This is a genomic window from Mesorhizobium loti (assembly GCF_013170705.1).
GTDB lineage: Bacteria > Pseudomonadota > Alphaproteobacteria > Rhizobiales > Rhizobiaceae > Mesorhizobium > Mesorhizobium loti_D.
The window spans coordinates 5,298,785-5,313,049 of record NZ_CP033334.1; the positions used below are offsets into that span (position 1 = coordinate 5,298,785).

17 protein-coding genes and 2 tRNA genes are annotated in these 14,265 nt (G+C 63.1%); 7 read left to right on the top strand and 12 right to left on the bottom strand.

The window, feature by feature from the left end:
* The first annotated feature begins 520 nt into the window (after positions 1-520).
* From EB815_RS26155 to EB815_RS26175, 5 genes are all read left to right on the top strand, one after another.
* On the top strand, positions 521-1,702 hold the full coding sequence (locus EB815_RS26155; protein ID WP_056563043.1) for a cystathionine beta-lyase: 1,182 nt from the start codon (positions 521-523) through the stop codon (positions 1,700-1,702).
* A gap of 226 nt (positions 1,703-1,928) precedes the next feature.
* The gene (locus EB815_RS26160; RefSeq protein ID WP_056565511.1) at positions 1,929-3,008 is read left to right on the top strand and encodes an HPP family protein; all 1,080 of its coding nucleotides are present in this window, start codon (positions 1,929-1,931) and stop codon (positions 3,006-3,008) included.
* Positions 3,009-3,102: 94 nt separating this feature from the next.
* On the top strand, positions 3,103-3,789 hold the full coding sequence (locus EB815_RS26165; protein WP_244493884.1) for an RNA polymerase sigma factor: 687 nt from the start codon (positions 3,103-3,105) through the stop codon (positions 3,787-3,789).
* Between the two features lie 107 nt (positions 3,790-3,896).
* Positions 3,897-4,421, top strand: a complete 525-nt coding sequence (locus EB815_RS26170; protein WP_056563046.1) for a DUF4142 domain-containing protein — start codon at positions 3,897-3,899, stop codon at positions 4,419-4,421.
* Positions 4,418-4,747 (top strand): cupredoxin domain-containing protein, encoded by a 330-nt coding sequence (locus tag EB815_RS26175; protein ID WP_056563049.1) that lies wholly within the window; start codon positions 4,418-4,420, stop codon positions 4,745-4,747. Before EB815_RS26170 ends, EB815_RS26175 begins: the two co-directional genes overlap by 4 nt.
* Here the strand turns inward: EB815_RS26175 and EB815_RS26180 are convergent.
* The gene (locus tag EB815_RS26180; protein WP_056563052.1) at positions 4,726-5,601 is read right to left on the bottom strand and encodes a crotonase/enoyl-CoA hydratase family protein; all 876 of its coding nucleotides are present in this window, start codon (positions 5,599-5,601) and stop codon (positions 4,726-4,728) included. The two genes, EB815_RS26175 and EB815_RS26180, sit on opposite strands and share 22 nt — an antisense overlap.
* Before the next feature lie 79 nt (positions 5,602-5,680).
* Here EB815_RS26180 and EB815_RS26185 point away from each other — a divergent pair, with 79 nt between their 5' ends.
* Entirely contained in the window at positions 5,681-6,268 is a 588-nt protein-coding gene (locus EB815_RS26185; protein ID WP_056563055.1) for a TetR/AcrR family transcriptional regulator, read from the top strand.
* Here EB815_RS26185 and EB815_RS26190 read toward each other — a convergent pair.
* The 8 genes from EB815_RS26190 to EB815_RS26220 form a co-directional block, all read right to left on the bottom strand.
* Entirely contained in the window at positions 6,265-7,491 is a 1,227-nt protein-coding gene (locus tag EB815_RS26190; protein ID WP_056563058.1) for an anion transporter, read from the bottom strand. The two genes, EB815_RS26185 and EB815_RS26190, sit on opposite strands and share 4 nt — an antisense overlap.
* A gap of 121 nt (positions 7,492-7,612) precedes the next feature.
* Positions 7,613-8,575, bottom strand: coding sequence for a glycosyltransferase family 4 protein (locus tag EB815_RS26195; protein ID WP_056563061.1), 963 nt, complete (start codon positions 8,573-8,575; stop codon positions 7,613-7,615).
* 212 nt (positions 8,576-8,787) lie between these two features.
* Entirely contained in the window at positions 8,788-9,378 is a 591-nt protein-coding gene (locus EB815_RS26200) for a GGDEF domain-containing protein (RefSeq protein WP_244493886.1), read from the bottom strand.
* 50 nt (positions 9,379-9,428) lie between these two features.
* Positions 9,429-9,575, bottom strand: coding sequence for a hypothetical protein (locus EB815_RS33675; RefSeq protein WP_244493887.1), 147 nt, complete (start codon positions 9,573-9,575; stop codon positions 9,429-9,431).
* A 177-nt stretch (positions 9,576-9,752) separates the two neighbouring features.
* Positions 9,753-9,974 (bottom strand): hypothetical protein, encoded by a 222-nt coding sequence (locus EB815_RS26205; RefSeq protein WP_056563064.1) that lies wholly within the window; start codon positions 9,972-9,974, stop codon positions 9,753-9,755.
* A 172-nt stretch (positions 9,975-10,146) separates the two neighbouring features.
* Positions 10,147-10,392: a hypothetical protein gene (locus tag EB815_RS26210; protein WP_244493888.1), complete on the bottom strand. Its 246-nt coding sequence runs from the start codon at positions 10,390-10,392 to the stop codon at positions 10,147-10,149.
* A gap of 151 nt (positions 10,393-10,543) precedes the next feature.
* Positions 10,544-10,620, bottom strand: a tRNA-Arg gene (locus tag EB815_RS26215).
* Positions 10,621-10,669: 49 nt separating this feature from the next.
* Positions 10,670-10,975, bottom strand: coding sequence for an ETC complex I subunit (locus EB815_RS26220; RefSeq protein ID WP_015318428.1), 306 nt, complete (start codon positions 10,973-10,975; stop codon positions 10,670-10,672).
* A gap of 124 nt (positions 10,976-11,099) precedes the next feature.
* Here EB815_RS26220 and EB815_RS26225 point away from each other — a divergent pair.
* Positions 11,100-11,176 (top strand) — tRNA-Pro (locus tag EB815_RS26225).
* Positions 11,177-11,662: 486 nt separating this feature from the next.
* Here the strand turns inward: EB815_RS26225 and hdaA are convergent.
* The 3 genes from hdaA to EB815_RS26240 are packed head-to-tail and all read right to left on the bottom strand — an operon-like array spanning position 11,663 to position 14,100.
* Positions 11,663-12,367 carry a DnaA regulatory inactivator HdaA gene (hdaA, locus tag EB815_RS26230; RefSeq protein ID WP_056563067.1) on the bottom strand — a complete coding sequence of 235 codons (705 nt, stop codon included), beginning with the start codon at positions 12,365-12,367 and terminating at the stop codon, positions 11,663-11,665.
* A 1-nt stretch (position 12,368) separates the two neighbouring features.
* Positions 12,369-13,571, bottom strand: coding sequence for an AI-2E family transporter (locus EB815_RS26235; protein ID WP_056563073.1), 1,203 nt, complete (start codon positions 13,569-13,571; stop codon positions 12,369-12,371).
* The gene (locus EB815_RS26240; protein ID WP_056563077.1) at positions 13,543-14,100 is read right to left on the bottom strand and encodes a CDP-alcohol phosphatidyltransferase family protein; all 558 of its coding nucleotides are present in this window, start codon (positions 14,098-14,100) and stop codon (positions 13,543-13,545) included. The genes EB815_RS26235 and EB815_RS26240 overlap by 29 nt, the downstream gene beginning before the upstream one ends.
* Positions 14,101-14,265 lie beyond the last annotated feature (165 nt).

Consider the following 14,265-nt stretch of genomic DNA (forward strand, 5'->3'; position numbering starts at 1 on the left):
TCAAGGAAAATGACCGAATCCGAACCTGTTTGAAAATCGATTGCCTGAAATGCCCGAACCCCAGACAAACGCGGTCGAGATCCAGGCCGTGACCTCATAAATCCGCCAAGCGGACTGCATGCAAGATACTCTGTGACCCGATAGCCAACTTATTATTACTGCACAGCAGCGCATCAACGCTGCGCCAACAGCCGACATTTCTTGATCAGCCGGCGCTCAAGCGCACGATTTTGCCGATGGCATGGTGCATGCTCGACATGGTCCCGATCTCGTGAGCGATCCGGCCCGCAGCGGCTCGAATTCCAGAATCGGCGAGTACTCTCCCTATTGCCGCGCGCAGCGATGTCGTATCGGGGTTCGGCAGCGCGATGCTTGCGGCGGTCCGGCGGGCACATGACGGAAGACGGCCTCCGCGAAAGAAATTGGCATATCAGAAGTCGGTTTCCTGGCGAACGCCATGCTGTTGCACGGCCCATGCGGCCGCACTATGGCTAGCGGCTTACCAGAAGAGGCAGGACGAATGGCAAGAGACGGCAACGAGCAGGGTTCCGGCACGGTAGGGATCAACACGCGGCTTGCCCATTCGGGCAACAACCCGCACGACTATTTCGGTTTCGTCAATCCGCCGGTCGTGCATGCCTCGACTGTGCTGTTTCGCAATGCCGCCGCGATGGCGAGCCGCAGCCAGAAATACACTTACGGCACGCGCGGCACGCCGACGACGGACGCACTTGCCCAGGCCATCGACGCGCTGGAGGGATCCGCCGGCACGATCGTGGTGCCGTCGGGCCTTGCGGCGGTGACCATTCCGCTGCTCGCCTTCGTATCGGCCGGCGATCATCTGCTGATCGTCGACAGCGTCTACCATCCGACCCGCAATTTCGCCGACACCATGCTGAAGCGGCTCGGCGTTGAGGTGGAGTATTATGATTCGCGTATCGGCGCCGGCATCGCCGCCTTGATCAAGCCCAACACCAGGGTGGTGTTCACGGAATCGCCGGCGTCCAACACATTCGAGGTGCAGGACATCCCGGCGATCGCCAAGGCGGCGCATGCGGCCGGCGCCATCGTGATGATGGACAACACCTGGGCGACGCCGCTCTATTTCCGGCCGCTCGACCATGGCGTCGACATCTCCATTCATGCCGCGACCAAGTATCCGGCCGGCCATTCCGACGTGCTGCTCGGCACGGTGTCGGCCAATGAAAGCCACTGGAAACAGCTCTATGAGAGCTTCTGCACGCTTGGCTGCTGCGCAGGCCCCGACGATGTCTACCAAGTGCTGCGCGGCCTGCGTACCATGGGCGTGCGCCTGGAGCATCATCAACGCAGCGCACTCGCCATCGCGTCGTGGCTCGAAGGCCAGAAGGGCGTGGCGCGCGTACTTCACCCTGCCCTTCCCAGCCACCCGGACCACGATTTGTGGAAGCGTGACTTTTGCGGTTCGAGCGGCATCTTTTCCATCGTGCTTGCCGGAGGCGGCCAGAAGGAGCAGCACGCTTTCCTCGACGCGCTGCGGATCTTCGGGCTCGGCTATTCCTGGGGCGGCTACGAGAGCCTTGCGGTGCCGGTCTGGCTTGGCGACCGCGTCGTTGTACAAGCTCCTTATGAAGGCCCGTTGATCCGCCTGCAGATCGGCCTCGAGGATGTCGACGACCTGAAAGCCGACATTTTGCGTGGCCTAGCCGCAGCCGCGGGCTGACCGGTGCGCGCGAGCTGACCGCCGCACAGAGTCAGCAAACGGCCGCAAGGCCTTGGCGCTGATGACAAAGCGCGAGCCGCTCGCGGCATCCCATTGCCGCGCGGCGCGCAATATTATTCTCCCGGGCCGCGATTTTCCGGATTTGTTTGACTTTCAAATCCGCGGATTCGGCCGCATTGCGTGCTGCACGGCATCGCCGACCATTCCATTTGTCACAAAGCTTGCCATGGCCTTTCGTCTTTTTGTCCCCATCCTTGCCGGCGCGACGCTGCGCGAACGCATCCTGGCGTGTATCGGCGCCACGATCGGCATTGCGCTGACCGGCGTGATCAGCGGGCTGGCGATGGGTGGCGGCCCGCACGTGGCCCTGCTGGTGGCGCCTATGGGCGCCTCCGCCGTGCTTCTCTTCGCCGTGCCCGCGAGCCCGTTGGCGCAGCCCTGGTCGATCATCGGCGGCAATTCCATATCGGCGCTGGTGGGTGTGACCGTGGCGCATTTCGTCCATGATCCGGTCATTGCCTCGGGCCTCGCCGTGGCTTTCGCCATCGCGGCGATGTCGTTCACGCGCTGCCTGCACCCGCCAGGCGGCGCGGCGGCGCTGACCGCCGTCCTCGGCGGGCCTGCCGTTGTCAGCGCGGGCTTCCTGTTCCCTTTCGTGCCGGTGGCCTTGAATTCGATCATCCTGGTCACGCTCGGCTTCCTCTTCCACAGGCTGGCGCGGCGCAACTATCCGCATGTCGCCGCACCCGCTGCCAACAGCCATGGGACAGCCGATCCGCCGGCGCGGCAGCGCGTCGGCTTCCGGCCCGAGGATATCGACGCGGCGCTGACCACGCTCGACGAGACCTTCGACATCGACCGCAACGACCTCGAACGGCTCTTGAGGCAAGTCGAGCTGCAGGCCATGGTGCGCTCGCACAGGACGTTGCTGTGCGAGGACATCATGTCCCGCGACGTGGTGTCAGTGCCTGAGCAAGCCACCATCGAGGAGGCACGCCAGCAACTGCTCGATCACAATATCCGAACCCTGCCGGTGGTCGACGCGGACGCCCGTCTGGTGGGCGCGGTTGGCTTGCGTGAACTGACGAGGGCCAGCGACATGGTGAAGGGCGTCATGTCGAAGGCCGGCACCGCCTCGCCCGACACGCCGGCGATGGGCCTGCTGCCGGTGCTGACCGACGGGCGCAGCCACGCCGTGGTCATCGTCGACCGCGAACGGCGCATTCTCGGCCTTATCACCCAGACCGATCTTCTGGCGGCGGCCGCGCGCGTTCAGGCCGCAGACAAGGGATTGGCGGCGGCTTAGAATAGCAAAGACAGGTTGCCGAAATTCGGGAACCTTTTTCCGGCGGGCGCATCCAACGTGCAGTCATGCGTCTGTTCGGGGAGATCCGGTCGCGATGAGCAAGCTCACAATGCCCGCCAAAATGCCGGAGGCGGCTGAAGGCCCTTCCGGCGACGTGCTGCTCGTGCAGCGCGCGCTCGCACGCGAAGCTGGCGCTTTTCGCGCTATCATCAAGAAACATAACCAGTTGCTCTATCGGATCGCTCGCGGCGTGGTTCGCAACGACGCGGAGGCCGAGGACATCGTGCAGGAGGCCTATATGCGCGCCTTCGCCAGCCTCGGCTCCTTTCGCGGCGACTCCTCGCTCGCCACCTGGCTGTCGCGCATCGTCATCAACGAAGCGCTCGGCCGGCTGCGCAAGAGGCGGCACACCGTGGCGATGCCCGAGAACCCGGAAGCCCAGATCATCCGCTTTCCCCTCAATCCCAGCGACGATCCGGAGCGGACCATGGCGCAGCGGCAGATTCTCGCACTTGTCGAACGGGCGACCGACAGCCTGCCCGACATCTACCGTATGGTCTTCGTGGCCCGTGTCATAGAGGGCCTGAGCATGGAGGAAACCGCCGATCTGCTTGGTGTGCGGCCAGAGACCGTCAAGACAAGGTTGCACCGTGCGCGCGCCCTGTTGCGCAAGGCGCTGGACGACGAGATCGGCCCGGTGCTGCTCGACGCCTTCCCCTTCGCCGGCCGCCGCTGCGAGCGGCTGACCCAGTCGGTGATGAGACGCCTGGGCTTCGAATGATCCTGCTCTGATCTTGCGGGAACGTTTCTGCCGGCCGCGCATCCAATCAGCGTCAACTGAAAAAATCGAGCCCGGCGCCTCCGCGCGGCCGGGCGAAGGAGAATGCCATGCTCACCAGATATACCGCGGCCCTTGCCGCCCTGCTTCTCGTCAGCGCTGCCCCGTTCGCGCAAGCCGCCGACAAGCCGACCGACCCGCAGATCGCCCACATCGCCTATACAGCCGGCGTCCTCGACATCGAGGCGGCCAAGCAGGCGATCAAGACATCGAAGAACAAGGAGGTCGTCGCCTTCGCCAAGGATATGGAGCGCGACCACGAGGCGGTGAACAAGCAGGCGCTCGACCTGGTCAAGAAGCTCAAGGTGAAGCCCGAGGACAACGCCACCAGCCAGGCGCTGAGCAAGGCGGCGGAGGCCGAACGCGCCAAGCTCGCCAAGCTGACGGGCGCAGAATTCGACAAGGCCTATATCGAGAATGAGGTGGCCTATCACAAGCAGGTCAACGGCGCGCTCGAAACCCTTCTCATACCCTCGGCCAGCAATGCCGAGCTGAAGAGCCTGCTCGAGACCGGCCTCAAGATCTTCCAGGGGCATGAGCAGCACGCCGAACATGTCGCCGGCATGCTGAAATGAAAGCGGGCGCATTGATCCATCCGTCGTGGCTGGCCGCCGCCGCCCTGGCTCTGGTGCTTACAGCAGCGCCGGCGGCGGCCGCGACCATAGAGATCACCATCGACAAACTCGTCTTCACGCCAGCGACCATCGAGGCGAAGGTCGGCGACACGATCGAGTGGGTGAACAAGGACGTGATTGCCCATACGGCCACCGTGAAGGGCGGCTGGGAGGTGATGATCCCGCCGAAGAAGTCGGCGAGCCTGACGTTGAAGGCGGCGGGCGCGGCCGACTATTTCTGCCGCTTCCACCCCAACATGAGGGGTCATCTGAACGTGGCGCCCTGATCAACGGCCCTGTCGAGTTGCAGCGAGGCGCGTCTGGCCTCGTCAGGCCGGGCAACATGCGTCCACGAGCCATCGCGGCTTGCCTTACGCCGCTCGATCCAGGCATCGAGCGCTTGGCGCAAATCAACGGTCGGAGCCATGCGGGCGAACTGCTCGGCTTCGACCAATAGGCCCTCGGCGATGCTTTGGTTGAGCCCGCGCGCCACGGCTGTGAGAATGCTCGCGACCGCAAGTCCTGAGTGCCGAAGGATACGCCCGGCCAAATCAAAAGCTGCCGGCATCAGGTCGCCATGCGGCACGACTTGATTGACGAGACCAAGTTCGAGCGCCCGCGGCGGCGGAAACCAGTCGCCCGTCAACAGCAATTCGAGCGCCCGCTTGCGCCCGGCGAGCCTCGGCAGGCGCTGCGTACCGCCGAAGGTCGGCGGCATTGCGAGGTTGATTTCCGGCTTGGCGAACAGGGCGCGGTCGCTGGCGATCGCCAGCGGCACGGCCTCCGTGATCTCGCAGCCGCCGCCGAAGGCAATGCCGTTGACGGCGGCGATGATGGGCTTGCGGAAGGCTTCGAGCCGTGCCGTCAGCCGCTGGCCGCGCATGACGAAGTCGCGCATGGCTGTGTCGGTACCATCGGCCACGCTGCCCGAGAACTCCTGGATGTCGCCGCCGGCCGAGAAGGCCCGATCTCCCGCGCCGGTCAGAATGATCGCGCGAATGCCGTCGTCGACTTCAACGTCATCGAGGATAGCAAGCAGGCGATCAATCAGGGCATAGTTCAGCGCATTGAGCTTTTCGGGGCGGTTGAGGGTAAGGACGGTGACCCCGTCGTGGGTCTCGTTCAGGACTAGATCGGCCATTGTTCTTCCTTTCCAGATACAGCGGAAAGGGATCATGCTTTTGATTGCGTGTATATTCACTAGTCGGTATACATGCTTCATGCCTGAAGCCGCCAGTCCGACCCGCAAACGCATCGTCGATGCCGCGACGAAGCTATTTTACGCCGAGGGAATCGGTCGCGTCAGCGTCGATGCCGTTGCCGAAAAGGCAGGCCTCACCAAGCGTACGCTTTACTACCACTTCAAGAGCAAGGACGACCTGATCGCCGCCTATCTCGACGGTCGCGACCAGCCCAATCTGCGGCAGATGGCCAGCTGGTTCGATGCCGCGGAGGGCGGCGCGGACCGCAAGGTCGAAGCGATCTTCACCAACCTTGCGCGGGTCGCGCACCATCCAAAATGGAAAGGATGCGGCTTTCTGCGCACGGCCGCCGAACTCGCCTCGATGCCCGGTCATCCGGCGGTCAAGGTCGGGTCGCGTCACAAGTCAAATTTTGAGACATGGCTCGCTGGCGCATTGTCCGACCATGGCATCGAGGACCCACAGGTCGTGGCGCGCGAGATCGTGCTTTTGATCGACGGCTCGTTTTCGATCATGCTGGTCCACCGCAATCCTGATTACATCGAGGCGGCAGGCCGGGCCGCGGCCACGCTGGCCAGGGCACGAATTCCGGGCAGCCCTGCCTAGAATCCGAACGCCAGCCACGCCGTGCCGACCACGAGCGTGATCAGCGTCAGCGGCAAGCCGACCTTGAAGAAGGCGCCGAAAGACAAGGGTGAGCCGGCAGCCTTGGACTGCTCGGCGACGATTAGGTTGGCGACCGAGCCGAGCAGCGTGAAATTACCGGCCAGCGTCGAGCTCATCGCCACCACCAGCCAGGCGCGTTCGGGGTTTTCCAACCCAGGTATGAACGGCCGCAAAGCCAGAACGGCCGGCACATTGCTCATGATGTTGGACAGCACCGCGGTGAACCCGGACAAACGCCAGACATCATCCAGGCCGAGATTCTTGGCAGAGGCGATGAGATCAGGCGTCAGCAGCGTCCTTTCGGCGCCTGCGACCACCACGAACAGACCCGCGAACATGAACAGCAGCGGTCCGTCGATCTCGCGGTAAATACGCGCGGGCTTGATGGCGCGGGTGAGCAGGAGGATGGCGCCGCCGATCAATGCCGCCTTGGCGACAGGAACGCCGGCGAAGAAGGCGACGGCCAATCCGACGCAGACGATCACCGCCTTCAACACCTGCCCGCGATGCATGCGCCCGCGCGACACATGCGGCGTCAATTCAGCGGTGCGGGTGAATTCGGCCCGATAGACGATCCGCACGATGACGATGACCGCGACCAGGCCGAACAGGGCGACCGGCGCGAGCGCCGCAGAAAAGGCAGGATAGGAAATGCCGGACAGCGCGCCAATGACCATATTCTGCGGATTGCCGGTGATGGTGGCGACGCTGCCGCAGTTCGACGCGGTGGCGGTGGCGATCAGATATGGGATCGGGTTGCGGTTGATGACGCGGGTGACGTGGACGACGATCGGCGCCATGACCAGGCAGATGGCATCATTGACCAGGAAGGCCGACAGCACGCCGGTCAGCAGCGTGACCATCACCAGCAACATGAAGGGGGCGTGCGCGTGTTCGATGGCGATGGCGCCGAGGCCGCGAAAGGCGCCGGAGACCTTCAGATGCGCGACCACGATCATCATGCCGAGCAGAAGCGTGATGGTGTCGAAATTGATCGCGCGGTAGGCATCCTCCATGCTGATCGCGCCGATGGCGATCATCGCGGCGCCGCCAAGCAGCGCAATCCCCGCCCGGTCGAGGCGCAATCCAGGTATGCGGCCGATAGCCACGCCGGCATAGGTCAGGACCAGGATCAGCAGTGCCGCCGCGCCCATCAACGTCATTGGTAAGAAGCCCCGCTCGATCTGGTGGCGCCGATGCGGTCCGCCCGGTGGTTCTTTTGCATGTCAACTTTGGTGATGTCGAGATTGATGACAAACGGAGTGGGCGTTGCGGGCGGTATCGCTAGCGCCGATAGAAATCCAGCCGCTGTTGCAGCGCCTGCGGCGAGAACAGCCGCTCGACGGTTTGCCGCGCTTTGTGGCCCACGTCGGCCCGCAGCGCCGGATCGGCCTTGAGCTCGGCCAGGATTTGCGCCGCCTGTTGCGTCGTCTCAAAGAGAAAACCGTTCTCGCCATGGATGATATGGTCGGCATAGCCGCCATGCGAATGGCAGACCACGGGCAAACCGCAAGCCATCGCCTCGAACACCACGCGGCCGAAGGTCTCCACATGCGAGCCGGTGCGGTAATAGAAGACATCGAGCGTCGGCAAAAACTGTTCGGCGGCAAACTGGCCTTGCGGCAGGAGTTCGAGTTGCGGATGTGGCGTGAGCTTGTCCTTGAGCGGCATCCCGCCCTGGATCCGCACCGCAACGCCATCGGCCAGCAATGCCTCATAAAGCGCCGCATCGTCGGCATGATGCTTGTCCGCCGTATCGCGGCTCAGCCGGCCCACGGTGAACGGCCGATCCGACCTTGCCGGCCATGGTGAGAAACGCCCGATATCGATCGGCGACGGATGCACGACGCCTTCGACCTGCAGCATGCGCTTCTGAAAATCGGAGATCAGCACCAGTTCGGCGTCGGGCCATCCCAGCAGGCGCGGCATGCCGGTCGTCAGCGCGATGATTTTTGGGTGAAAGGTGTTGAAGACATAGATCAGCCGGCGTGGCCGCCGGATCAGGTAAGGCCAGATCTTGTTGCGCCAATGCGCGCCGAGGAAGACGTAGGTGCCGCCGTCCGGCACGTCGCGCTTTGCCAGCGAGACGCGGTGAATCGGAAATTGCCGCATCAGTTCGTCGGACACGCGCGAAGAGGTTGCCCAAAGACGCGCCTGCTGGTCGGCGCTCAACAGCCGGTACAGGTCGAGCGTTTCGCGCTCGCTGCCGCCAAACGGGTTTTGGAAACCGTTGAAGAGATGGATCATGATCGCCGCGCTTGCCAGGCCTTGCCCGGGCCATCCCGCCACTCGTTCGTCGGCACCGAAAGGTCGCGACCGCGCCAGCGGACCGGAAGACCGAGGAGATCAAGAAAGCAGAATGTCTCTGGCGATGCCCAATACATCACCTTAGGCGGAGGAAGCACACCGACAAGAAGGCGTCAAGGAAGCGGCCGCCTTCGCGCGCCGCAAGGCTGCCTTCAATGAACCGTGGCGGCGCTGGGCTGAGACACCAGGGCGGCTTCCGCCGGGTCGAAACTGACCTGGTCGCGTCCATTCGACTTGGCGGTATAGAGACGTCGGTCGGCGGCGGAGAAGATCGCCTCGTAGGTGGTCGGCCCGCTGAAGCTGGTGCCGCCGATCGAGACGGAAAGCGGACAGGCGCGGCCGCCGGGCGAAAAGTCCATCTCGCGAATCCGCCGGCGGATGCCTTCGGCAACCAGCCGGGATTGCGAGGGGTCGACACCGGGAAGAAACACGCCAAACTCCTCGCCGCCGATGCGGCCGACGATATCGCTGCCGCGCAGTTGCCCCTTGATCGCCTGCGCGATCAGCTTGAGTGCCTGGTCGCCGCAGTCATGACCGAGGCGGTCGTTGATCGACTTGAAGTGATCGGCATCGATGATCAGCAGCGCGCCGGAACGGATGTGCTCCTGCTTGCGGGTCTCCTCGAGATAGGCCTCGACCAGCATCGAGAAGGCGCCGCGGTTCAGCACCGCCGTAAGACTGTCGGTCGCGGCAATGACGCTGAGCTCGCGTTGGGCTATGGCCAGTTGGCGGATCTTCCACATGAGAAGAAACAGAAACGAGCCGCCCAGCACCAGGGGAAGAAGCAGGTCCGTCAGTTGCGCGCGCCAGATCGCCTCGGATGAGAGATAGGGAAATTGAACGAATCAACAAAAAACGCCACGGCAATGAAGAATGCCGTACCGGCCGCGGTGACAGCGATCACCCTGCCCCAGCTGGTCGGCGACAGGTCGAGCTTCATCCCATTCCACTCCGTTAGCCGCCTCTACCATGACGTGCCAACGCAAACAAAATGATAAGACTTTCCCTTCAATTCGAGATCAGGGAGCCGGAGCACGCCCTCCCAATCGGTGGTCGTGCTCCGGCGGTGAAAGCGGTTCGGTCCTTAAATTTCTCGCGATGCGGGAATTCCCGAACGTCAACGGCCGGGCGCCGATCGACTCGCCTCCACAACGAAGGATGCGGCGATCAGGTCGTCGGCATCCAGTCGTAGCGAGCCGTCGCCTGCTCCCATGATGGCGGCGACCTTGTGGAAGGTCTTCATCTCATAGTCGGAAATTTCGGCATCCCGCATTCTGGCCCTGAGTTCAGCGATACGCCGCCCCAAGGCAGGGGACGTTCCAATTTCTCGTTTCGACATGGCCTGGCTTCTCCTCCCCCAACCCGCGCTTGCTTTGCCTCGCCCATTCGCTGGCCCGCACATTGCCTTTTATGAGGTTCCGCGAATACAAGGCCCCGAACGCCTCATGAGGCCTAAGGTTCCAACCTCGATGGATCACGAAATAATTCCAGCTCGCCCGTCGAGCTTTGCCCTATTGCGCGGCCATCGGCACCATCGTGATACTGGAATTCCGCGCCTCGACCCGCTCCAGGCATCGGGCCGGAATATTCGGCCATGTCGCGGAGGCGCACTCCTTGTCAGTGACCGCAACGGGCTCGCCATGCTGCACGGACGCCGCTTGGGTCGCCGTGGATGCAAAAAGAACCGTCTGGGTTATCAGAGCCGAGAAAACGGCAACCTGGAACAGCACGGCGGCGAAGGCGATCTTCTTGAGCATGCGAGGCAACGCGCTGACAGGCATCAGGTTCCCGCGGCCTGACACCGTCATTCACCGCATGGAAAAGAACCCATGAGGAACGAAATCTGCAAAACGACCAATTTCGGTTGGTTTCAGACTCGCAATACAATATCTAACTACTTGAAAAGATTGGCGATCCCGACAGGATTCGAACCTGTGACCATCGGCTTAGAAGGCCGGTGCTCTATCCAGCTGAGCTACGGGACCGCTGGGCCGGCCGAAAGGGACCGGCTAGATATCTGGCGCTGGTCGCCGTTCAATGCGTCCAGGGCGTCCTGCGGTCATAGCGGAAATTCTCCGCGTAGGAAATCTGGCGGCGTTTGGTCTCTTTCGGCTCCTCGACCCGGAAGGCAAGCCCTTCCTTTTCGGCGTAAGCCACGGCCTCTTCCCGCGTGTCGAAGGTGAGCCTGATCTGGCTTCTCATATCCCCAGAGGTCGTATAGCCCATCAGGGGATCGATCTTCTTGCGCATCTCGGGATCGAATTCCAGCACCCAGTGGCCGGTCTTTGCCTTACCGGACTGCATCGCGGTTTTGGCTGGGCTGAAAATGCGCGCGGACATGGCCACCTCATTGTTGTGCAAGGCAGCATCGCCGCCCTTTGCCCGTCATTACTGCGCAATGCGCATGGCGGCAAGGTTTTTGCACTTGCCATGCAGCACCGAAATGAATAGGCAACAGACCGTTCGGAGTGTAGCGCAGGCTGGTAGCGCATCTGGTTTGGGACCAGAGGGTCGGGAGTTCGAATCTCTCCACTCCGACCATCCCTTTCGAAAAGTGCGGTATCGATAGCCATTGGCGTCATCGAATGGCTATCTTGGTCGCTTCCGGCCGTGGGCCTTGCTGCGACGGTTTCCGGTGCGAATCTGAAGACGGCAGCAACTGGAGCACTGCAAAAATGGCGGGAAACGACAGCCGTGGCGGCTCGGAATGGTCGCGGCCGCTGAACAGGAGACCGGTCGATGCATTTGAAGGTAAGCTCGCCGGGCGAGAACCCCAACAACCTCATTCCCGGCGAGCCTACAACCTGATTTGGAACGCAATCAGGACCGGGGTCAGCCGGCAACCTCGCGCTGCAAGATGGATGCCAGCTGTTATTTCCCAAAATGGGACACGCTTCGCGTTCGCCGCCGTCTGAACACCGAGTCACCCCGAGCGCGTTGCGTCAAAACAGATCTATCCGGCCCGCTCAATGTCACTGTCTGTGCATGTCGTGTCCCAACACCAAGGGCAACCCTGGGCGACATGCGTCAAATCTCGAACGCGCCCTGCCCTTCGTCCATGGCGCTGACCGCTTCCGCCGCCAGCGCCCGCGTGATCGGCGTCTTGCGCTCGAGCGCGGTGCGGTCCAGCCGCTCCACCACGCGCATTGCGGTCGCCAGCGAGCGCTCGATGCGCCGCACCAGATACTGCACGACATGCGGCTCGACCTCGACCTGACGGTCAGCGAACAGCTTGGTTATGACGCCGGCGAGGAGGAGATCATCCGGCTCGTGGATTTCGACCGTCGCCGCCGCTTTCAGCCGCGAGGCAAGATCGGGCAGGGAAACACCCCAGGCCGACGGAAAACGGCGCGCCGTCAACAGCAGCGTCGAGCCGGCGCCACGCACCGCATTGATCAGATGGAACAGGCCTTGCTCGTCGATCGCGCCGGTATCGACATCGTCGATCAGCACCGGCCGGGCGCCAAGGTTCGCGATGCCGTCGCCAATGCGCCCGGCATTCACGGCCAGCGCGTTGGCGCGCGCGCGCCAGATGGCAGCCAGATGCGTCTTGCCGGAGCCGGCGGGACCTGCCAGCACCACCACCGGCGCGGGCCAGTCCGGCCAACGGTCGACCAGCGCCGCCGCCTGGTTGTTGGTGCCGGAGACGACAAGTTCGTCGCGCGAATAGCCGGTGCCATGGCCGAGATCGAGCGGCAGCTGGCGTGGCGGATCGGTTCGCTGAGCGGTCACTTCAGCGACGCGGCTGCGTGCGGTGGCCGCCGCCGCGATCGGCCGGCAGCGGCGGCAAGGTCTCGGTCGCGCGGCCCTTGTAGAGCGGCGATTCGAGATAGCGGGCAATGGCAAAGCGCACCAGAACCGCGACGGCAGCGGAAGCCGGAACGGCAATCAGCAGGCCGACAAAGCCGAACAACGCGCCGAAGGCGAACAGCGCGAACATCAGCCATACCGGATGCAGGCCGACGCTTTTGCCGACCAGCCTGGGCTGCAGGATGTTGCCTTCGATGAACTGGCCGATGAAGAAGACCACAGCGACGGCAACGATCATCGTCCAATCCGGCCAGAACTGGACGAAGGCGACGCCGACGGCCAGCACCAGCCCGGTCAGCGAGCCGACATAGGGGATGAAGGAGATCAGCCCGGCGAACAGGCCTATGAGGATCGCAAAATTCAGTCCGGTCAGCGTCAGGCCGGTGGCGTACATGGCGCCCAGCACCAGACAGAGCGTGCCCTGGCCGCGCACAAAGCCGGCGGTCGCGGTGTTGATGTCACGCGCGATGGCGCGCACGGTCGCGACGTTGTCACGCGGCACCCAGCTGTCGATGACCGCCACCATGCGGTCCCAGTCGAGCAGCATGTAGAAGGCAACGACCGGCGTCACCACGAACAGGCTGACCACCGAGACCAGTGCCATGCCGGAACTCCACAGCGAAGTGAACACGGTGGTGATCAGGCCAAAGCCCGAGGTCAGCAGCGAATTCAGCCCGTCACGCAAGCCATTGGCATTGACGCCGAACCTCTGCTCCAGCCATTTCGGATCAAAGGAGGTGATCAGGCTCTGCAGCCGGGTGAGATATTCCGGCAGCTTGCCGGCGAAATCGGCCATCTGCGTCGCCAGCACCGGAATGAGGATGACGAAGGCCAATACCAGCACGATGAGGAAGGTGATGAGGATGACCACAGTCGCCATGAAGCGGGACAGGCCGAGCCGCTGCAGCCGGTCGGCGACCGGGTCAAGGAAATAGGCGAGCACCATGCCGGCGACGAAAGGCAGCAGGATGGCGCTGAAGACATAGAGGAAAAGCGCCAGGATCGCCGCGCCGGCCAGCCAGAAGAAGATCTGGCGGCGGAACGCGGAGGACGCGGCAAGATCGGCAGCCGCGGCCTCGATCACTGCCGCTTCTTTCTCAGATGTCCGGATTGGAGCTTTCGCCATAGCCGCTCATATGCCTCAGCCAAGCCACGAGATAGGCTGCGGCCGAAGCTACGGTCAAGACCCCGGACAGCAATATGAGGACCTGCCGCAGAGGGTCGAGGCGCACGGCAAAGGCGAGTTCGCCCAGCACAACCGCCGCCAGCACGATCTGGATGGCGGTATTGGCCTTCGATACCAGAAACGGCTTTATCTCGACGGGATGAGCCATCACCGTGGACAACAGGATCGCGCAGACGATCAGCGCATCGCGCGATACCATTGTGACGACCAGCCACAGCGGCAACTGCCCGGTGAAGCCCATGACGACGAACACCGAAACCAGAAGCAGCTTGTCGGCCATCGGATCGAGATAGGCACCAAGCCTGGACTGCTGGTTGAAACGGCGTGCGATAAAGCCATCGACACCATCCGACACGCCGGCAATGACGAAACCGGCAAAGGCCCAGTCCCAGCGCGCCTGCAGCATGGCCAGCACCACGGCAGGCACCAGAACAAGGCGCAGGATGCTGATCAGGTTGGGGATGGTCAACGTGTTGTCCCGCCATATTCCCTTTTCCGGATAGATGAGGGAGACGGAAGGGCGACACAAGGGAGAAGCAGTCCGTTCCAAGCGCGGGCGTCATGCAGGATGCCAGGCTATCCACCTTTTTGTCAGGCCAAATGGCGCTCGGTTCCGCCGTTATCCTTGCGGACC